At 71.4% G+C, this 19,420-nt stretch carries 18 protein-coding genes and 1 pseudogene; 9 read left to right on the top strand and 10 right to left on the bottom strand.

Going from position 1 to position 19,420, the window contains the following annotated elements; translation table 11 throughout:
• The first annotated feature begins 69 nt into the window (after positions 1–69).
• On the top strand, positions 70–756 hold the full coding sequence (locus ACZ6TB_RS45850; RefSeq protein ID WP_465567221.1) for a TetR/AcrR family transcriptional regulator: 687 nt from the start codon (positions 70–72) through the stop codon (positions 754–756).
• Between the two features lie 43 nt (positions 757–799).
• Here the strand turns inward: ACZ6TB_RS45850 and ACZ6TB_RS45845 are convergent, their stop codons facing one another.
• Together ACZ6TB_RS45845 and ACZ6TB_RS45840 are read right to left on the bottom strand one after the other, a co-directional pair.
• The gene (locus tag ACZ6TB_RS45845; protein ID WP_465567220.1) at positions 800–1,606 is read right to left on the bottom strand and encodes a class I SAM-dependent methyltransferase; all 807 of its coding nucleotides are present in this window, start codon (positions 1,604–1,606) and stop codon (positions 800–802) included.
• A complete protein-coding gene (locus tag ACZ6TB_RS45840) occupies positions 1,606–1,908 on the bottom strand; it encodes an MGMT family protein (RefSeq protein WP_465567218.1) in 303 nt (100 codons plus the stop codon). Before ACZ6TB_RS45840 ends, ACZ6TB_RS45845 begins: the two co-directional genes overlap by 1 nt.
• On the opposite strand from ACZ6TB_RS45840, the gene proB reads away from it, so the two are divergent.
• From proB to ACZ6TB_RS45820, 4 genes are read left to right on the top strand one after another with little or no spacing between them, the layout of a single operon-like run.
• A complete protein-coding gene (gene proB, locus ACZ6TB_RS45835; protein WP_465567215.1) occupies positions 1,841–3,079 on the top strand; it encodes a glutamate 5-kinase in 1,239 nt (412 codons plus the stop codon). The two genes, ACZ6TB_RS45840 and proB, sit on opposite strands and share 68 nt — an antisense overlap.
• Positions 3,080–3,116: 37 nt before the next feature.
• Positions 3,117–4,361, top strand: a complete 1,245-nt coding sequence (locus ACZ6TB_RS45830; RefSeq protein ID WP_465567213.1) for a glutamate-5-semialdehyde dehydrogenase — start codon at positions 3,117–3,119, stop codon at positions 4,359–4,361.
• Between the two features lie 43 nt (positions 4,362–4,404).
• A complete protein-coding gene (locus ACZ6TB_RS45825) occupies positions 4,405–4,899 on the top strand; it encodes an RNA polymerase sigma factor (RefSeq protein WP_465567210.1) in 495 nt (164 codons plus the stop codon).
• Entirely contained in the window at positions 4,892–5,974 is a 1,083-nt protein-coding gene (locus ACZ6TB_RS45820) for a hypothetical protein (protein WP_465567208.1), read from the top strand. The genes ACZ6TB_RS45825 and ACZ6TB_RS45820 overlap by 8 nt, the downstream gene beginning before the upstream one ends.
• A 2-nt stretch (positions 5,975–5,976) precedes the next feature.
• On the opposite strand, the gene ACZ6TB_RS45815 is transcribed toward ACZ6TB_RS45820, so the two are convergent.
• The 6 genes from ACZ6TB_RS45815 to ACZ6TB_RS45790 form a co-directional block, all read right to left on the bottom strand.
• Positions 5,977–6,783, bottom strand: a complete 807-nt coding sequence (locus tag ACZ6TB_RS45815) for a prenyltransferase/squalene oxidase repeat-containing protein (RefSeq protein ID WP_465567205.1) — start codon at positions 6,781–6,783, stop codon at positions 5,977–5,979.
• Between the two features lie 62 nt (positions 6,784–6,845).
• Positions 6,846–8,027: an adenylyltransferase/sulfurtransferase MoeZ gene (gene moeZ / locus ACZ6TB_RS45810; RefSeq protein WP_465567202.1), complete on the bottom strand. Its 1,182-nt coding sequence runs from the start codon at positions 8,025–8,027 to the stop codon at positions 6,846–6,848.
• A 119-nt stretch (positions 8,028–8,146) separates the two neighbouring features.
• The gene (locus ACZ6TB_RS45805) at positions 8,147–9,046 is read right to left on the bottom strand and encodes a DUF3152 domain-containing protein (RefSeq protein WP_465567199.1); all 900 of its coding nucleotides are present in this window, start codon (positions 9,044–9,046) and stop codon (positions 8,147–8,149) included.
• 49 nt (positions 9,047–9,095) lie between these two features.
• Entirely contained in the window at positions 9,096–9,938 is an 843-nt protein-coding gene (locus ACZ6TB_RS45800; protein ID WP_465567197.1) for a DUF3152 domain-containing protein, read from the bottom strand.
• Positions 9,939–9,992: 54 nt separating this feature from the next.
• On the bottom strand, positions 9,993–10,967 hold the full coding sequence (locus ACZ6TB_RS45795) for an alpha/beta fold hydrolase (RefSeq protein ID WP_465567194.1): 975 nt from the start codon (positions 10,965–10,967) through the stop codon (positions 9,993–9,995).
• Positions 10,964–13,477 (bottom strand): DNA polymerase III subunit gamma/tau domain-containing protein, encoded by a 2,514-nt coding sequence (locus ACZ6TB_RS45790; protein WP_465567191.1) that lies wholly within the window; start codon positions 13,475–13,477, stop codon positions 10,964–10,966. Before ACZ6TB_RS45790 ends, ACZ6TB_RS45795 begins: the two co-directional genes overlap by 4 nt.
• A gap of 427 nt (positions 13,478–13,904) precedes the next feature.
• On the opposite strand from ACZ6TB_RS45790, the gene ACZ6TB_RS45785 reads away from it, so the two are divergent.
• The 3 genes and pseudogenes from ACZ6TB_RS45785 to ACZ6TB_RS45775 all read left to right on the top strand — a co-directional run.
• Positions 13,905–14,564, top strand: a complete 660-nt coding sequence (locus tag ACZ6TB_RS45785) for a TetR/AcrR family transcriptional regulator (RefSeq protein WP_465567188.1) — start codon at positions 13,905–13,907, stop codon at positions 14,562–14,564.
• A gap of 38 nt (positions 14,565–14,602) precedes the next feature.
• Positions 14,603–14,827 (top strand): DUF3107 domain-containing protein, encoded by a 225-nt coding sequence (locus ACZ6TB_RS45780; RefSeq protein ID WP_465567186.1) that lies wholly within the window; start codon positions 14,603–14,605, stop codon positions 14,825–14,827.
• A gap of 257 nt (positions 14,828–15,084) precedes the next feature.
• A pseudogene (locus ACZ6TB_RS45775) lies at positions 15,085–16,803 on the top strand (DEAD/DEAH box helicase); the annotation flags it as partial.
• 382 nt (positions 16,804–17,185) lie between these two features.
• On the opposite strand, the gene ACZ6TB_RS45770 reads toward ACZ6TB_RS45775, so the two are convergent.
• Both ACZ6TB_RS45770 and ACZ6TB_RS45765 read right to left on the bottom strand, forming a co-directional pair.
• Positions 17,186–17,485 carry a DUF2470 domain-containing protein gene (locus ACZ6TB_RS45770; protein WP_465567183.1) on the bottom strand — a complete coding sequence of 100 codons (300 nt, stop codon included), beginning with the start codon at positions 17,483–17,485 and terminating at the stop codon, positions 17,186–17,188.
• A gap of 7 nt (positions 17,486–17,492) precedes the next feature.
• Positions 17,493–18,140 carry a biliverdin-producing heme oxygenase gene (locus ACZ6TB_RS45765; RefSeq protein ID WP_465567180.1) on the bottom strand — a complete coding sequence of 216 codons (648 nt, stop codon included), beginning with the start codon at positions 18,138–18,140 and terminating at the stop codon, positions 17,493–17,495.
• Positions 18,141–18,280: 140 nt separating this feature from the next.
• Between ACZ6TB_RS45765 and ACZ6TB_RS45760 the strand changes: the two genes are divergently transcribed.
• Positions 18,281–19,417 (top strand): class I SAM-dependent methyltransferase, encoded by a 1,137-nt coding sequence (locus ACZ6TB_RS45760; protein ID WP_465567177.1) that lies wholly within the window; start codon positions 18,281–18,283, stop codon positions 19,415–19,417.
• The last annotated feature ends 3 nt before the right edge of the window (positions 19,418–19,420 follow it).

The following is a 19,420-nucleotide window of genomic DNA, read 5'->3' as shown; positions in this document are numbered from 1 at the left end:
GAGAACAACAGTTACACGACTTGAGGAGAAAAGCAAGAGCGGTGCTCTCGTTGTGGCACACTGGTCCGCATGAAGGCCTCTGGAGTGCGCGCCCGGGTGCGGGCCGAGATGACCGAAGAGATCAAGACGGTGGCCCGCCGCCACCTCGTGACCGACGGCGCCAACCTGTCGCTGCGGGCGGTCGCGCGCGACATGGGCATGGCGTCGTCCGCCGTCTACCGGTACTTCGCGAGCCGGGATGACCTGCTCACGGCCCTGATCATCGAGGCATACGACTCGTTGGGCGAGGCCGCCGAGCGCGCGAACGCGGCGGCCGGAGACCTCGGTTTCGCTGATCGACTCGTTGCGGTCGGTCATGCCGTACGAGAATGGGCCCTCGCCCAGCCGCACCAGTGGGCCTTGATCTACGGCAGTCCGGTGCCGGGTTATCAGGCGCCGCAGGACACGATCACGTCGGCCATTCGGGTGATCATGCAGATCGCCGCGATCATCCGCGAGGCGTTCGCCGCCGGCCGGATCGGGCCGCAGCCGGAGATCAGCGGACGGTACGTGGAGGAGCTCGCCGCCGTCGCCGAGCAGTTCGGGGCCGGGATCCCACCGCGGCTCATCGGCGCTGGGATGGCCGCGTTCGTCCAGCTCACCGGGGCCGTCAGTGCCGAGCTGTTCGGCCAGCTCAACAACTCGGTCGACGACGATCGCCGCGGCTTCCTCGAGTTCCAGATGCGCGGCGCCGCGGCCTTCATCGGCCTGATCTGACGGCCGCGAGGAGGCGCGCCCAGGTAAGCAGAGCCAGCAGGCGCTACTCCCGCACGGCCCGGAGGAGATGACCGCCGGCGGTGTCGGGCGGGACGTCGTGGCGGTTGAAGAAGCGGGCCGCCAGCTGGGACGGGCCCAGGTCCTCGATCTCGCCGAAGCCGCGCGCGGTGAGCAGGTCGGCGATCTCCGGGGGCTGGAAATACGTGAGCCAGGGCTCTCCGATCCGGGCCACGCGGGCGGCGCGCTCCTCCAGAGCGGCCCGGCGGGCGGGCGGCATCGAGGCCGGCGGCTGGGCGTAGTCGAACACCACCTCGTTTCCCGGGGTTTCCGAGATCAGGCCGAGGGTGGCCAGGAAGCCGGGCAGGGTCAGGTAGGGCACGACCCCGAGCCAGATGAAGAAGGCCGGCGAGGACAGCGACAGCCGGTCGGCCAGCGTCTCCCGCTCGAAGTCGACGCCGAGGTAGGACACGGACGAGGGAATTTCGATCTCCGCCGCCTGCAGGCGCGACCGCTTCCAGGCTTGCGTGTCCGGATGGTCGACCTCGATGACGCGGACGCCGTCGAACGGGTTGCGGTAGCCGAACGTGTCGAGCCCGGCCCCCAGCACCACGACCTGGCGCACCCCGCGACGCACGGCGGCGGCCAGCGCGTCCTCGGCGAACCGGTGCCGGGCGGCGATGAAGACACGCATGCCGCGCCGCGGGCCGTCGGTCAGCAGCTCCGCGGAATCGGTGCCCAATATGCGTACGGCAAACGGGTCTTTGAAAATCGCACCATCCTCGAGGAGCTGGTGCGCGGCCCGGTAACGCGCCGCGCTGTACGCCGTGCGGCTGGGCTGTCCGGTTTCCATCAGTGCATCCAGAGGGCTCGGGTCATGTCTACATGATCACCCTTCAGCGGGACGCCCTCGCTGAGCAACCGCTGCCGGGCCTCCTGCTCGTGCCCGGGCGGCATCCGTCCGGCGCTGGTCACGACGCGATGCCAGGGGACACCGCCGCCGTGCCGGGACATGATGTTGCCGACCTGGCGGGCCGAGTTGCGGCCGGAGATCTCGGACAGGGCGTCGGCGACGGACCCGTACGACATGACCTTGCCCTCGGGGATGCGCTCGACGAGCGCCAGCACCTCTTCGACGTACTCCTGGGGTGTCACCCGGGCCACGATATGGGATCTCGGCGTGGGCCGGACGTCCCACCCGAGCAGAATGGGTCGGGTGCGCGAAGTGGTGACCGGTGCGCGCCGCATTGTGGTCAAGGTGGGTTCCTCCTCGCTGACCACGGCGGCCGGCGGCATCGATGAGCAGCGCGTCGACGCTCTGGTCGACGTGCTCGGCGGGCTGGCCACGAACGGGCGCGAGGTGGTGCTGGTCTCGAGCGGCGCGATCGCCGCGGGTCTCGCGCCGCTGCGGCTGCGCCGGCGGCCGCGCGACCTGGCCACCCAGCAGGCGGCGGCCTCGGTGGGGCAAGGGCTTCTCATCGGCCGGTACGCGACGGGCTTCGCGCGATTTGGCCTGACGGTCGGCCAGGTGCTGCTGACCGTCGACGACGTCACCCGGCGCGCGCACTACCGCAACGCGTACCGCACGCTCCGGAAGCTCCTCGATCTCGGCGCGTTCCCGATCGTGAACGAGAACGACACCGTCGCCACCGAGGAGATCCGCTTCGGCGACAACGACCGCCTGGCCGCCCTCGTGGCCGCGCTCGTCGACGCCGATCTCCTGGTGCTGCTCTCCGATGTGGACGCCCTCTACACCGGCAGCCCGAACAACCCGGAGTCCCGCCAGATTTCCCACGTGTCCGGCAAGGACGACCTCACCAGCATAAGTCTGGAAAAGCCGGGAAAATCGGGTGTCGGCACGGGCGGAATGATCACCAAGGTCGAGGCCGCCAAGATCGCCACGGGCTTCGGCATCCCGGTCGTGCTGACCTCCGCCCCGATGGCGGCAAAGGCCCTGGCCGGCGACGAGATCGGCACCCTGTTCGAGGCCGTCGAGAAACGCCCCGCCGCCCGCCTCTTCTGGCTCGCCCACGCCACGACCCCGAGAGGCCGCCTCCACCTGGACCCCGGAGCCGTCACCGCCGTGGTCACCCGGCGCAAGTCCCTGCTCCCGGCCGGCATCACCGCCGTCGATGGCTCCTTCGCCGCCGGCGACCCGGTCGACCTCGTCGACCACCAGGGCGCGCCGGTCGCCCGTGGCCTGGTCAACTACGACGCCGTCGAGCTGCCCGCGCTGCTCGGCCGGTCCACCCCCGAGTTGGCCGCCGCATTGGGGCCAGGATATGAACGAGAGGTCGTTCACCGGGACGACCTGGTTCTTCTCTAAAGAGCCACAAGTCTGAAGAGTCACAAGGGAGCTCACGATGACGACCGTGCTGCAGCAGGCCTCCGACGCGCGCGCGGCCTCGATCGACCTGGCCGCCGCCACCCGCGGCGAGAAGGACCGGGCCCTGCTGCTGATGGCCGACCGCCTGGTCGAGCGCACCGAGGACATCGTCGCCGCGAACGCCGTGGACGTGAACAACGCCCGCGACGCCGGGCAGTCCGAGGCGATGATCGACCGGCTCACGCTGACCCCGAGCCGGATCGAGGCGATGGCCGACGGCCTGCGCCAGCTCGCCGCGCTGCCCGACCCGGTCGGCGACGTGGTGCGCGGCTCGACCCTGGCCAACGGGCTCGAGCTGCGCCAGGTGCGGGTGCCGTTCGGCGTGGTCGGCATCATCTACGAGGGCCGGCCCAACGTCACCGCCGACGCCGCCGGCATCTGCCTCAAGTCGGGCAACGCGGCGGTGCTGCGCGGCTCCGGCTCGGCGTTCAGCTCCAACGCGGCGATCGTCTCGGTGCTGCGCAAGGCGATCGCCGACGCGGGCCTGCCGGCCGACTCGATCCAGCTGCTCGACGCCACCACCCGCGACTCGGTCAAGGAGCTGATGCGCGCCCGCGGCCTGGTCGACGTGCTGATCCCGCGCGGCGGCGCCGGCCTGATCAAGACGGTGGTCGAGGAGTCCACGGTCCCGGTGATCGAGACCGGCGTGGGCAACTGCCACGTGTACGTCGACCAGTCCGCCGACCTGGAGAAGGCGCTGGCCGTCACCGTCAACTCCAAGACCCAGCGACTGTCCACCTGCAACACGGCCGAGTCGCTGCTCGTGCACATCGACATCGCCGACTCGTTCCTGCCGCTGGTGATCGAGGAGCTGGTCTCGGCCGGCGTGACCGTGCACGGCGACCCCCGCGTGGTGGCCTACAGCGACGACGTCGTCCCGGCCATCTCCGAGGACTGGGGCAAGGAGTACCTCTCGGCCGACATCGCGGTCGCGATCGTCGACTCGATGGACGACGCCCTCGACCACATCCGGCGCTACGGCACCGGGCACACCGAGGCCATCGTGAGCGAGTCGGTCACCGCGACCCGCCGGTTCGCGGCCCGGGTCGACGCGGCGGCGGTCATGGTCAACGCCTCGACGCGGTTCACCGACGGCGGCGAGTTCGGCTTCGGCGCCGAGATCGGCATCAGCACGCAGAAGCTGCACGCCCGCGGCCCGATGGGCCTGCCCGAGCTGACCTCGACGAAGTACATCGTCACCGGCAACGGCCACACCCGCTGAAATTCCCCTGCAACCGCCCGGTCGCGCCGAGCGTGTAAGGGACGTGTCGGGCCTTGATTTCGAGGATTTCTACGCGGCTTACTTCCGGCCGCTGACGATCCAGCTGTACGCGTACACCGGCGACCTGGCCGCGGCCCAGGACGTGGTGCAGGAGGCGTTCTGCCGCGCCCTGACCCGGTGGCGTCGCGTCTCGGATCTGGAGGAACCGGGCGCCTGGGTGCGCCGGGTCGCGTGGAACCTCGCCACCAGCCAGTGGCGCCGCGCCCGCCTCGCCGCCCGGTTCGCCGTCGTCCACCGCGAGGAGCCGGCGGGCGGCGAGCCCGGCCCCGATCGGGTGGCCCTCGCCGCCGCGCTCGCGAAACTGCCGCCCCAGCACCGCCGCGCCGTCATCCTGCACTACCTCGCCGACCTGCCGATCAGCGAGATCGCGGCCCAGGAGGGCGTGGCCGAGGGGACGGTCAAGTCCTGGCTGCACCGCGGTCGCGCCGCCCTCGCCGCCCAGCTCACCGAGGCCGAGAAGGGGGCTCGCCGTGGCTGACCTCGACGATCCGCTCACCACCATCTTCGCGGAGTTCCGGGACGACGTGGGGCCGCTCGTGCGGTCACCCGGGGCAGCCACGGTCCGCACCAGGGTGCGGCGCCGGCGAAGCATGGTCGCGATCGCGGCGCTGGTGGTCGCGATTCCGGCGGCCGCGTATGCGATCGCCGGCAACGATCACCCGGACGCGGCTCCGGCGTCACCGGGGCCGATCGACCTCGGCAACGCGGCGGTCGAGCTGCCGGACTGGGCGCCGGACGCCGTCGTCGGCGACTGCCCGTCCGGCTGGATCCAGTTCCGCAACGGCTCCCTCGCGCTCGGCGCCACCAAGTCGATCCATCTCGAGCAGACGATCGAGGCGGACGTCGATGGCGACGGGACGGTCGAGACCGTGGCCCGATATGCCTGCGTGGACGCTGCCAGCACGTACCAAATCGTCGCTTTTGATCGTGATGCCAAGGGCAAAATCGTCACGCTCGGTCAGGTCGTCCAGCAGACCGGCACGGTCCAGGCGGTCTGCGACATGCGCGTCGAGACGAGCGGCGCGATCTCGGTCGAGGTCGGCGACCATCCCGCGCCCCTGCGCTGCCTGGTCCGCCAGCAGGCGCCTCTCATGAAAACGCAATGGCGGACGTACGGGTGGACCGGCGCCCGTTTCGAGCAGATTGCCGGGCCGACCGCGTTCGCCCGGGTCGTGACCAGCGACGATCTGCGCCTCGGCCACACCACCACCGAGGTCGTCTTCAACGGCGACGAAGGGATCATGCAGATCGACATCGGTAACGCCGGCAAGTCGCCGGTTCCCTACCACGTGGTGTTCGCGATGCCGGTCGGCACGAAGCTGGGCGGCGTGGAGGGCGATTGCGCCGGGCCGCCGGTCGGCTACACCGGCGGCAACTTCGCCTGCGGCGGCACGGTCGATCCGCAGCGGAGCACGGTCGTGACGATCCGGTTCACCCGGACCGACAAGCAGCGGCAGTCCGCCCCGATCACCGTGCACCTTCGTCCGAACACCGGCTACACCGACCCGGAGCCGGCCAACAACGACGCGGACTACAGGTTCCGGTATCGATAGCCCTAGCGGCAGGCGCGCAGCACCGTGAGGGTCGTGTTCACGTCGAAGATCGGGCCCTCGGCGCTGTCCCAGCCGCCGTCGGTGCGCTGGGTCGCGGCCAGCCGCTTGCGCGCCTCCTGGAACAGCCAGTCGTCGCCGAGGTGAACCCGGCGCAGCGCCGCGGCCATCGAGGCGATGTCGGCCGGCGACATGTCGTGCAGGCGGTCGCCGAGCACCAGCTGAACCCGGGCCGACTCGTAGAAGAACTGCTGGGCGTGCAGCAGGCCGGCGGCGTGCCAGCCGGTCGCCAGGAACGACGGCCAGGTGCCGTCGGGACGCAGCTGGGAGATGACGAAGCCGGCCGCCCCGGCGAGGGTGTCGGCGTACTTGGGCACGTAGTCGAGGTGCGGGTGCAGCTCGACCTCGGCCACCGTGAACCAGAAGCCGGCCACCGCGGTCAGGTAGAGGGTGGCCTCGGGGTCGCCCGGCATCGCCCAGGCCGGGGCCTCGGCGGCGAGCGACTCGTTCTCCTGCCAGGTGCCGTCCGGCCGCTGGACCGAGGCCAGCCAGCCCAGCGCGCGATCGACCACGTCGCCGTGCAGGCCGCCCAGATCGTCGAGCTCGTTGAGGCGGAAGCAGGTGGCATCGATCGACGGAATCACCCCGTCGGTGGACGCCGGCCAGCCGCCGGACGCGGTCTGCCCGTCCCCGATGCGTTCGACGACCTGCGGGGGTGGCGGCTGCCCCGTGCGCAGGTAGGAGAGCCGCGCACGCTCCACCGGGTCGCCGTGCGCGACGACATACCCAATAGCAGCGTCTATGTCGACCACGACTGGTGACGCTACATCCTGGGAGACCCGCTGGGGAGCCGTGCGGCTCCCCAGCGTGCTCGTCAGTAGGACGGGAGCGAGGGATCGACCGTGTTCACCCAGGAGACGATGCCGCCCTGGACGTGCACGGCGTCCTTGAAGCCGGCCGCCTTGATCGCCGCGAGGGCCTCGGCCGAGCGCACACCCGACTTGCAGTGCAGCACGATCTGGCGGTCCTGCGGGAAGCGGGACAGCGCCTCGCCGGACAGGATCTCGCCCTTGGGGATCAGCACGGCGCCGGGGATGCGGTTGATCTCCCACTCGGCGGGCTCGCGCACGTCGACCAGGAAGACGTCCTTGCCGGCGTCCTGCCACTCCTTGAGCTCGCGGGCGGTGATCGTCGCGTCGACGGTCGCCTCCTCGGCCTCCGCGGAGATCGCGCCGCAGAAGTCGTCGTAGTCCTCCATGAGGTCGGTCAACGTCGGGTTCTCCCCGCAGAGCACGCAGTTCGGGTCCTTCCGGACCTTGATCTTGCGGTACTCCATCTCGAGGGCGTCGTAGACCATCAGCCGGCCGACGAGCGGCTCGCCGATCCCGGTGATCAGCTTGATCGCCTCGTTGACCTGGATCGAGCCGATCGACGCGCAGAGCACGCCGAGGACGCCGCCCTCGGCGCAGCTCGGGACCATGCCCGGCGGCGGGGGCTCGGGGTAGAGGCAGCGGTAGCAGGGACCGTGCTCCTCCCAGAACACGGATGCCTGACCGTCGAAGCGGTAGATCGAACCCCAGACGTACGGCTTGCCGAGCAGCACGGCCGCGTCGTTGACCATGTAACGCGTCGCGAAGTTGTCGGTGCCGTCGACGATCAGGTCGTACTGGCCGAAGATCTCCATGACGTTGTCGCGGTCCAGCGCGGTGTTGTGGATGACCACGTTCACCAGCGGGTTGATCTCCCGGATGCTGTCCGCCGCGGACTCGGCCTTGGGCCGGCCGACGTCGGAGACGCCGTGGATGACCTGGCGCTGGAGGTTGGACTCGTCGACGGTGTCGAAGTCGATGATGCCGAGCGTGCCCACCCCGGCGGCAGCCAGGTAGAGCAGCGCCGGAGAGCCCAGGCCACCCGCGCCGACGGCGAGCACCTTGGCGTTCTTCAGCCGCTTCTGCCCATCCATCCCGACGTCCGGGATGATCAGATGGCGCGAGTAGCGGCGGATCTCGTCGATGGTCAGCTCAGCGGCCGGCTCGACGAGCGGGGGCAATGCCACGGTTCACTCCCCGGGTTGGTAGTAAGGATCGCCTGCCATTGTTGCTCGTTCGCCATCGTCGTAGCCATGACGTTGCCCACCGGCCCGACATGCGGGATACGGGAATTTTCCGCGCCCGTTCAATACCGCTTCCCGTTCAGGTAGGGCCAGGAGTTGGCCACGCACCCCTTCAGCCCGAACGTCTGCTGCATCATCACCGGCGCCGGCTTCCCCCGGCCCGGACACGCCTCGTGCCCGTGCCCGAGCTGGTGCCCGACCTCGTGGTTGATCGCGTAGGCGCGGTAGGTGCCCAGCGGCGCGCCGTAGTCGCGGATCGAGCTCTCCCACCGGTCGTCGTTGAGGATCACCTTCGCGGGCACCCGGCACGACGTGTAGCCGTCGGTCTCCAGGCCGCCGGAGCGGCACATCTTCTCGGACGTACGGGCGGAGGCCAGGTAGATGGTGAAGTCGGCCCGCGTGGCCTGGGGCACCCGTTGGAAGCGCACGCGACCGGCGATCCAGCTGCGGTGATCGCCGAGCGTGCGGTCGATCTCCCCGGCGAAGATCGCGGGCTCGCCCGGTCCGGCCGGCTTCTCGACCGCGACGTGGAAGCGGTGGAGGCGGCCGGAACTTCCGAGAATCGGGCCCGATCCGGTCACGTAGGCGAACTGCCCGCTCGTACCGGCGGCTGGTTTTGGGGATTTATCGGACTTTTCCGCTGTTTTCAGCGGCAGCGCAGTCGGAGCGGCGGGCGGAACCACGAGGGTGTCTACGTGCTCATCCGCGCGCACGAGACGGCCGACGAGCAGGACGGCGACGGCCAGCAGCAGGTAGACGAAGGCGATCAGGATCCGGCGTCGCTGCCGGGCCGGGCGCGGGGGGATCTCGTCGGTGAGGTCCGGCTCCGGGGGCAACTGGCGGGCGAGCGGGGTCCGGCTCATCGCCGGCGGGTTCCGGGCGGGATCCCAGACGGGCGTACGGGGTTCCTCCGGGCCGCTGCGCAGAGCGGTCCCGGCGGCTTGATGCCGTCCGGCCGTCACTTTGCCGAGACTGCCACGCCCGTACGCGTGATATCTGCTGTTTCCGCAGCTATCTAGGGGGACCGGCCAGGAGGCGGCCGTTCAGGAGCGGCCAGGCGTACGGCGTACAGCCGCGCGTGGTGAGGGTCTGCTGCACCATCACCGGCGCCGGATTGCCCTGCTTCGGGCACCCCTCATGATGGTGTCCGAGCTCGTGGCCCACCTCGTGGTTGATCACGTACTCGCGGTAGGTGGACAACGGCACCTTCGCGTTCACGTACGGCTTCGAGGAGAGCCGCCACCGGTCCAGGTTGATGATCGCTTTCCCGGTCGCGCGGCAGGACGTGTACGGGACGCCGTTGATCCGGATGTTGGTGCCGCCACGCTCGCAGAGCTCACCGGCCGTGACGCGGGTGGCCAGGTAGACCGTGAAGTCGGCCCGGTCCGCGCCGGGCACCAGCTGGAGGCGGATCTGACCGCTCCCGATCCAGCTGCGCCGATCACCGAGGGTCGCCTCGACGGCGTCGGCGAACGCGTTCACGTCCTCGTTGCTGCCCTGCTCGACGGCCACATGGAAGCGCTTGAGGGCGCCGCCGGTGCCGAGGACCGGCCCGCGCTGGATCGCGTACACGAACTTGCCGGTGCCCTTCGCCGGCGGGGGTCCTGGCTTTTGCGGCTTTTGTTCAACCGGCGGCGCCGTCGTGCTCTCGATGATCGGCGCCGCTTGTGACGCCGACGCCGACGCCGACGGCGACGCCGACGGCGCGGTCACCGGGACCTGGGCGGCGTCCGAGCTCAGCGTGTGGCCCACCAGCAGGCCCGTCGCGACGACGATCGTCAGCCCCAGCAGCATGAGCCACCACCGGCGCCAATGGTCGGCCGGGGCGGAGCGAGGGGTGACTTCGTCGATCATCGGTGGTCAGCGTTCCATACGCGACGATCGCTGTCTCCCCGGGTGGATCTTGTGTTAGCGGCGTCGCTGCCCGGTGATCCTCGTCGGCGCCTCGCTGAGCATCCCGACGATGGCCCGGGCCACCAGCCGCGGCACCTCCATCTGCGCCACGTGACCCACGCCGGGCAGGATCAGCAGGCGGCTGTCCGGGATCGCGCGGGCCACCTGGGCGGGCACCCGCGGGTCGACCAGCCGGTCGTTCAGGCCGCCGATGACCAGGGTCGGGGCGGTGATCTCGGTGGCCAGCCGCCATTGCGAGTTGCGCCCGGGCAGGTAGGCGCGCAGGAAGTTGGCGACCAGGCCGCGCAGCGTGCGCAGGTAGGCGTCCGGATAGTGGTCGACCGTGTAGCGCAGCCGGATCTCCTCGAGCGCCTCGGCCCGGCGCTGCGGGGTGGCCTTGCGGGTGTCGCCGAAGCAGGCCGCCAGCACCTGGTCGGCCATCTCCTCGACGGTCAACCGGGCCATGCCCCACGCGAAGATCCGGTCGGCCCGCGGAAGCGCGAGCACCGGCAGATAGGGCCCGTGCTCGGTGCGGCGAGGATCGAGGAAGGGCATGGCCGGGGAGATCAGCGTGAGGGTGCGGACCAGGTCGGGGCGAAGAGCGGCCACGCGTACGGCGATGGAGCCCCCGAGTGAGTTGCCGACCAGATGGACCGGTCCGCGGTCGGCGTGCTCGAGGTAGCCGATCAGGGTCGCCGCGAAGGAGGGGATCGAGTAGCGCGGGCTCGGGTCGCTGTAGCCGAAGCCGGGCAGGTCGACCGCCTGCCCGTCGAAGCGGTCGGCGAGCAGGCCGGCGACGTCGGTGAAGTTCTGCGAGGAGCCGCCGAGGCCGTGCACGTAGACGGCCGGCTCGGCATGGGGCGTCGTGCCCGGGGTGTCGCGGACGTGGAGCATCGCCCCGCCGATCTCGACCCGGCGTGCGGGCCACGGGGGTGGTGCGTCGCCGTCCGGCAGCAGAACGCCGTCGTCGGCCAGTTGGGCGCCTCTCATCGAGACAAGAGTGCCTCAAGTCTTCGGTTGACCGCCGCCAAAGTGGCACGGACCATGGCATGCCGGTCATCGCCGGTCACCACGGCCGATCCGGCCAGCTGCTCGACCCAGCCGTTGCACGACAACAACAGCACGACGACGGCGACCTGCGAGTTGCCGAAGGGCACCGCGGCGGCGTGCTCGACGAAGCAGCGGGCCGGCCCGTCCGGGTGCTCGGAGGTGGCGAGCAGCTCGTCGACCGCGCCGGCCGTGGCCGTCGCGCAGAGCCGAAGCAGGTAGCCGTCGACGGCCGGCCCGCTGGCCGTGCCCGAGGTGGACCGCCCGCCCATGCCGAGCCGGACCTCGACCGTGGCGTCGGTGCCGAACGTGTTGACGTGCACGTTCTCGATGACGATGCGGGGACCGGGGGTGGCGCCGGGGTAGAGCGGGCGGGGCGGGCCGGGCTGGTCGACGGGGACTACGTCGGCCGTGGTCGGTGGGGCGGGCGCGGCCACCGCCGCGGGTCGCGGGGGGTCCGCTTTCGGCGGGGTCGCGGGCTGCGCCGGTGGGGCCGATACCGCTCGGGCCGCGGGCGTCGCCGGCGGCGCGGCCGGGGTGATGGCCGCCGCGGGTGACGGGACCGCCTGGGACGCGGGTGTCCCATACGTCGTCGGCGCCGCGGACGCTGCCGGGGGCGTCGCCGTTGCGGGCGACGGCACGCCCGGGGACTTGGAGGCCTCGTAGGCCGCCGGCGGGTCGGGTTGAGGCGCCGAATACGTCGCCGGGGGGCTGGAAACCGCGCGGGGCTGAGACGGCGAGTAGGGCGCCGGCGGGCCGGAGACCGCACCCGGCGAAGACGACCCATACGTCGCCGGCGGGCCGGAGACCGCACCCGGCGACGTCGCCGGCGGCCCAGAGCTAGCGCCCGGCGAAGACGACCCATACGTCGCCGGCGGGCCGGAGACCGCGCTGGGCGAGGACGACCCATATGTCGCCGGCGGGCCGGAGACCGCAGCCCCACGCGCCGCCGGCAGGCTAGAGCCCGCAGCCGCATGCGCCGCCGGCAGGCCGGAGCCCGCGGCCGCATGTGTCGCCGGCGGGCCGGAGACCGCGCGAGGCGCAGGCGCTGGTGCCGATGTCGATGCCGGTGCCGCGTGCGACGCGGAAGCGGGCGGCGCGCTGTGCGGGCGGCCCGGCGGCGAGACCGGGGCGGGGGCCAGCGGGGCCTCCCCCTTCATCGCGGCGTCGAGGCCCATGCGGTCCTGGAGCAGGCGGGCGACGCGGCGGCTCACCTCGGCCGGGTCGGCCCCCTCGGCCAGATCGAGCCGCAGGCTGTGGGCGCCGGTCGGGGTCGAGCGCAGCGACGCGTCCCGCACGCCGTCCACACCGCGGACCGCCGCCAGGATCGCCTGCACGTCGAAGCCCTCCTGCCGCTCGCGCGGCTGCACGTCACCGCGACGCAGGTGCGTCGCGATCCGGGCCAGCGCCGGTGTCTCGGCCGTGGGCTCCGTCAACGGAGGCTCCGGAACTCTCGGCACGTCCGGCTGGGCCGGAACGCGCTGCGGCAGTTCACCCGGCCCGGGGTCGGCCGGGCCGCTCGTCCCGCCGTCGGCCGGTGGCCGGTTGCCGAAGGCCGCGTATGCCCCGGGTGGGGTGTACCCGGCGGGCTCGGCGGCCGGTGCGGGGTCGTAGGAGATCCGGCGCGGGAAGCTGGACGGATCGTACGTCGGACGACCCTGGCTCCGCTCGTCGACGGACGCCGCCTGTGGATTGCCGGCCAGGCCGTGCCGGGCGGGCTCGACCGGAGGCTTCGGCGGGCTCTCGGGCTCGGGGCTCCAGTCGGGACGACGCGCGACCGGGGCCGCCGGGCGCACCAGCGGGACGGCGGCCCGCTGCTGGGTCGCCGGGGCGGGCCGGGCGTCCTCGATGTCGCCCTCGTAGGGATACGGCGGGGCGCTGTTCGGCGCGGGCATGTCGTAGGGACGCAGCGCCGGGCTGACCGGCTGGATCGAGCGCAGGCTGGTGGGCCGCCCCTCGCGGGAGGTCATGCCGGCCTCGTGCGCGATGGAACCGGTCGTCTCCCCCAGGTCGCGGGCGGGGTCGCGCTGCTGCGGCGGCTCGAGGCGGGGTGCGGGCGGGCGGGCCTGCTCGGCGCCGGGCGGCGTCAGATGGGCGAGCAGGTCGGAGTATCGGGGGCGGGTGTCGGCCCAGCGATCGGCCGCCTGCCCCTCCACGGAAGAGGGAATTTCGCCGGTCTGGGCGCCGCCGAAGCCGGCCTGGGCGCCGCCGGAGCCGGTCTGGGCGCCACCGAAGCCGGTCTGCTGGGCTCCACCGCCGCCGGGCTGCTGGGCGCCGCCGGAGCCGGCCTGAGGAATGCCGGACGGGGCCGCGCCGACCGAGCCGGGCTGCTGAGAACCCCCCTGCTGAGCTGCTCCGACGCCGGTTTGGCCGGCGTTTCCAACGCCGGCCTGGTTGGCGTTTCCGAAGCCGGTCTGGCTGGCGTTTCCGAAGCCGGCCTGGTTGGCGTCCACGAACCCGGGCGGGGCCGGAGCCGGGACCGGGACGGGCACACCCGAGGCGGGCTGGGCGGGGATGGGAGTGGGCTGGACCTGGCCATACGGCCGCTCAACCGGGGGAAATGCCTGATTACGCGGAAACGGGGTCGGTCGACGCCACGCCGGGACGTCGTTTTCCGTGTCGTACGAAGCGCCGGGGCTCGACCAGGGACTATCTTGTGTCACCCAGCCGTTCACTCGAGAGCGCTCACGCGAATCGGCACTGTTGCCGCCCTCTGCGGCCCCAGTGTCTCCGGAATGCCCTGATTCATCCACCGCGTGCTCCTCGCTCGCCCGTGCTGAGGCTACCGTGTGGGTGCAGTGGCGATAAGTTGCAGCGTCGCGACAATTGACTGAGCGGCTGCGAAAGCGCGGGGACCGACCCCCTGGAGGGTAGAGAGAGATGACCGCTGCGTCCGGCGGGGCCCAGACCACCCGGCCCACCCGCCTGCCCCGCTCCGCGCGCCGTAAGCAGTTATTGGCGGCCGCACAGCAGGTCTTCGTGGCGCACGGCTACCACGCCGCCGCGATGGACGACATCGCCGAGCGAGCCGGCGTCTCGAAGCCCGTGCTCTATCAGCACTTCCCGGGCAAGCTCGAGCTCTACCTCGCGCTGCTGGACACGCACTGCGACGCGATAATCGCCAAGGTTCGCGACGCGATGCTCGCCACCCACGACAACAAGGAGCGGGTCAAGGGCGCCGTCCAGGCGTACTTCGACTTCGTCGACCACGAGAGCGAGGCCTTCCGTCTCGTCTTCGAGTCCGACCTCCGCAACGACCCCCAGGTGCGCCAGCGCGTGGAGCGGGTCGAGCAGGGCTGCATCGCGGCGGTCACCGACACGATCATCTCGGACACGGCACTCGCCGGAGAGGCGGCCGAGTTGCTCGCCTCGGGCCTGGTCGGGGCGGCCGGACAGTCGGCGCAGTTCTGGCTGGCGAACGGGCGGCGTACGCCTAAAGCTGAAGCCGAAACGCTCGTAGCTGCGCTGATCTGGCGCGGGATCGCCAGCTTCCCCCTCCAGGACGGCGCAACCAGCGGTTCAACGACCGAAATCGGATAACCTTTCGAGCGGTAACACCCGCACAGAGGGAGGGCCCCGTGGAGGTCAAGATCGGCGTGCAGCACACGCCGCGCGAGCTGGTGCTCGAGAGCGCTCAGACCCCGGCGGAGGTCGAGCAGGCCGTGGCCGAGGCGATGGCCAAGGACAGCGTGCTGTCGCTCACGGACGAGAAGGGCCGCAAGGTGATCATCCCGATCGCCAAGGTGGCCTACGTGGAGATCGCCGAGTCGACCAACCGACCGTTCGGCTTCACCACTCGTTGAGGTCTGCGGGGCACCCCTGACACCAGGGGTGCCCTCGCGCAACTCTGCTCTGAGGTGCACGATCTCTCGGTCGGGTAGACTGGGAGTTGTCGCCCGTCGACGTCGATCCGGTTATTCGCGTTTTCACCCCGCGAGTCCGTTTCGCCGCGGGCGACCCGCGCGCGTGCGGCCCGCTTTCGAGCGTGTGGCCCGCGCCCTACCCACAGCGCGCCCCAGCACTCCGACGGGCGCACCACGAGAGGCACCCGTAAAACTTCATGACAGACATCGAAAACTCCGAACCTGCTCTGGTACCAGTTGTCAACCGCGCTCCCGTCCGTCCGGACAGCCCCACCTTTGCCGAGCTGGGTGTCCGTGCCGAGACCGTCGAGGCGCTGGCGAAGGCCGGCATCACCCGGGCCTTCGCGATCCAGGAGTACGCGCTGCCGATCGCGCTGCGTGGCACCGACCTGATCGGCCAGGCGCCGACCGGCACCGGCAAGACCCTCGGCTTCGGCCTGCCCCTGCTCGAGCGCGTCACCGCCCCGTCCGAGGGCGCCGACGGCAAGCCGCAGGCCCTGGTCGTCGTCCCCACCCGTGAGCTGGGCCTTCAGGTGGCCCGCGACCTGGCCGCGGCGGGCAGCACCCGGGGTGTCCGGGTCCTCCCGATCTACGGTGGCGTCGCGTACGAGCCCCAGGTCGACGCCCTCAAGAAGGGCATCGAGATCCTGGTCGGCACCCCCGGCCGGCTGCTCGACCTGGCCAAGCAGAAGCAGCTCAAGCTCAACTCGATCAAGGCGCTCGTGCTCGACGAGGCCGACCGCATGCTCGACCTGGGCTTCCTCGACGACGTCGAGAAGATCCTGGCGATGCTGCCCGAGCAGCGGCAGACCATGCTGTTCTCGGCCACCATGCCCGACCCGATCGTGGCCCTCTCCCGGCGGTTCCTGAGCCACCCGGTCACCATCCACGCCGGTCACACCACCGAGAGCGGCCCGTCGCCGCTGACCAAGCAGGTCGTCTACCGCACTCACCCGCTGAACAAGCTGGAGATGGTGGCCCGCATCCTCCAGGCGCGCGGGCGCGGCCTCACGATGATCTTCTGCCGCACCAAGCGGGCCGCCGACCGGGTCGCCGAAGATCTCGACTTCCGCGGCTTCGCGGTCGCGGCCGTCCACGGTGACCTCGGCCAGGGCGCGCGCGAGCGGGCGTTGCGGGCATTCCGCACCGGCAAGATCGACGTGCTGGTGGCCACCGACGTCGCGGCTCGCGGCCTCGACGTCTCCGGCGTCACCCACGTGATCAACTACGACTGTCCCGAGGACCCCGACACGTACACGCACCGCATCGGCCGCACCGGCCGGGCGGGCGCCACCGGTGTCGCGGTGACGTTCGTGGACTGGGAAGACATGCCGCGCTGGGTGCTGATCGACAAGTCGATGGGCCTGAGCATGCCGCAGCCGCCGGAGACGTACCACACGAGCCAGGCGCTCTACTCCGATCTCGACATCCCGTCGGACGTGTCCGGCACGCTGCCGACGGCCGAGCGCAACCGTGCGGGTCTCGCCGCCGAGGTCGAGGAGGACCTGGGTGGTGGCGGCCGTCGTCGTCGCGAGCCGAGTGGCACTCGCGGACGCGGTCGCCGTCCTCGTGCCGGTTCTTCCGCGCCCGACGAGGCGCCCTCTTCGCCGTCGCCTTCGGCGGACGAGGAGGCCGAGCGTCCCAAGCGCCAGCGTCGTCGGCGCCGGGTCGATGACGCCGACATTTCCGGTACGCCGGAAAGCAGCGCCGTGGACGAGACGGCGGCCCCGATTTCGGCCGTCGCCTCGCCGATCGCCTCCGCCCCCGCCTCCGATGACGCCCCGGCCGAGGCCGCGCCCAAGCGCGCTCGCACCCGTCGCCGGGCGCCCGCCACGTCACTAGCGTTCTCGGACGGCAGCGATGGGTCGGGCCCGTCCCTCGAGGGCGCGGATTCCGCCGTCGCGGCTCCCACCGCCGGTGCAGCTTCTTCCGCCGTCGCGGCTCCCACCGCCGGTGCAGCTTCTTCCGCCGTCGCGGCTCCCACCGCCGTCGCGGCTCCCACCGCCGTCGCGGCTCCGGCTTCCGCCGAGTCGAGCGGCCTTTCGGATGACGCTTCCGACGACGGCGAGGGTGACGGCGATCGCCCGAAGCGCCGGCGTCGTCGCGGCGCTCGGGGCAGCCGGGGTTCCGGCAGCTCGTCGGAGTCCACCCCGGATGCTTCCGACGGCTCCTCGGCATCGGCGCCGGAGATGTCCGGCGGCTCCGAGGCCGGCGTCGGCACCACCGCCTGATCGTCGTTCCACCGCACGGCCCGGCCCTATGGCCGGGCCGTTTCCGTTGCGCTCGGTCGACGCAGAGTTAGTGACTCGGCGTCACGCCGAGTGCCGTGCACGCCTCGCGATACATACGCACCGCTTCGGATCGCACCTGACCACGCTCGGTGAGGCGCTCCGCGAACGGGATGCGAACCGGCACCTCGATGCCGTCGACGACGGCCGCGAACTCCATCGCGTCATGATCCATGCCGGACATCCGCGCCGCGGTCGCGGACGGCATGCCGCCCAGCCCGCGCACGATCAGCACATTGTCGTCGGCGTGGTCGTCATTCATGTGGCGCGCTATCTGCGCCACCACCTCGGGCGGGAACGGATCGGTCATGAATGCCTCACGTCCAGCGATGCCGGAGCTCGTCGAGCACCGCGATGTTGAGCCGATAGGCCTCGACCACCTCGGCCACGAATTCGTCCTGTTCCTCGCGACTCCAGGGAAGCGCGTCGAGCAGGCGCCGATAGTAGATTTTGAACGCCTCGGGGTCGATACCGTCAAAGACGAAGAAGCGATTTCCGTCGCCCTTCAGGCCATAGACGCGGCCAACTGCCTGGCCCAGGTACTGGCCGCCGGAGAGGTCGCCCAGATAGCGCGTGTAATGGTGCGCGATGAAGCCGACCGGGTGCGAGTTCGCGGCGTAGCGCAGCCGCGTGCAGTAGGTCGTCGTCGCAGGTAGCGCGGCGATCCGCTGCTGCCACCGCGGTCCGTGCAGAAACCGCAGGTCGGCCTCGATCGCCGGCAGCCGGACCAGCTCCGGGAAGACGAAGGCGCGGGCGATCGGGTCGTCCGACATCGTGCGGGTGGCGAGCTCGAGCGCCTCGTACAGGAACCAGTGCTGCGCGGCCAGATCGGCGTACGCGACCCAGGAGAGGCGTCCGGCCACCAACGCGTCGAGAAAGCGGCTGTTCTGCGCGGCGTCATGCGAGGCGCGGGTGTCCCGGCGCAAACGGGCGGAGAGCCGGTCGGCCCCCGGTGGGTCGGCCATCAAGGACATCGGCGGCGCACCTCGCTTCTCGCGCGAACAGCGTAGCTATAGATCCACTTCTCGGGACAGCACTTCTTCGGCGTGTGTCCGGGCTCGCAGTGCCGGGCGGCTCGCCGTCCGGGCCCGGCACAATGGATGACATGCCACAACCACTCGCGGACGTGCTCGACGAGGTCCGCACGCTCCTGCTCGATCCCGGGCTGACCCGGGCCGTCGCCGCCGGCCGCCGCCGGGGCCAGACACCGTCGGTGACCAGGGCGGAGCTACGACCGGTGGCGCTCAAGGCCGGCCCCCACCTACAGATCGTGACCGACGACGGCGCCCGGCCGTTCACCCGGAACGTCGCTCCCGGCGCCGAGGCCGAGGCCGCCGTCGACGCGCTGCTGGCCGAGCCGTTCGGCAACTGGCACGTGGAGACGGCGACGGCGACGGTCCAGGTGCGGATCACCAAGAAGGGTGACGCCCAGGTGCACCGGTCCGCCGCGACCGAGACGGCGGCCGCTCCGGCCGCCCACGACCGGGAGAAGCAGTGGCTGCTCGATCCCGGCGACCCGCTGTTCCGGGTGGTCGGCGGCACGGCGGCCAAGCGGCGGCAGGTCGACGCGTTCCTGCGGGCGCTGGCCGCGACGCTGCCGTCCACGTTGCCGTCGCCGCTCCGGGTGGTCGACCTGGGCTGCGGAAATGCGTACCTGACGTTCGCCGCCTATCGCTACCTGACCGCCCGCGGCGCCAAGGTCGAGGTGGTCGGCGTGGACGTTCGCGAAGATCAACGCGTACGAAACACCGCCGTTGCCGTTGATCTTGGTTGTTCCGACGACGTCAGCTTCGTGGCCGGCACGATCTCGGCGGCCGAGTTGCCGTTCACGCCCGACCTGGTGCTCGCGCTGCACGCCTGCGACACGGCGACCGACGAGGCGCTGGCCCGAGCCGTGCACTGGTCGGCGCGCTGGGTGCTCGCCGCGCCCTGCTGCCACCACGACATCGCCGCCCAGCTCAAGGGCACCTCGGCCCCCGCGCCGTTCACCGAGCTCACCCGCCACGCGATCATGCGGGAGCGCTTCGCCGACGTGCTGACCGACTCGCTGCGGGCGTCGCTGCTGCGGCTGAACGGCTACAAGGTCGAGGTAGTCGAGTTCATCGACTCCGCACACACCCCGCGCAACCTGCTGCTCCGGGCCCGGCGCACCGACGCCCCACCAACCGCCGACCAGCGCGCCGAGTACGAGTCGCTGACCGCCCAGTGGTCGGTGACGCCGGCCCTGGAGAAGCTCCTCTAGCCT

The sequence above is a fragment of the Actinoplanes sp. NPDC051537 genome (assembly GCF_055586105.1).
This window is presented reverse-complemented; position numbering and strand designations above follow the sequence as displayed.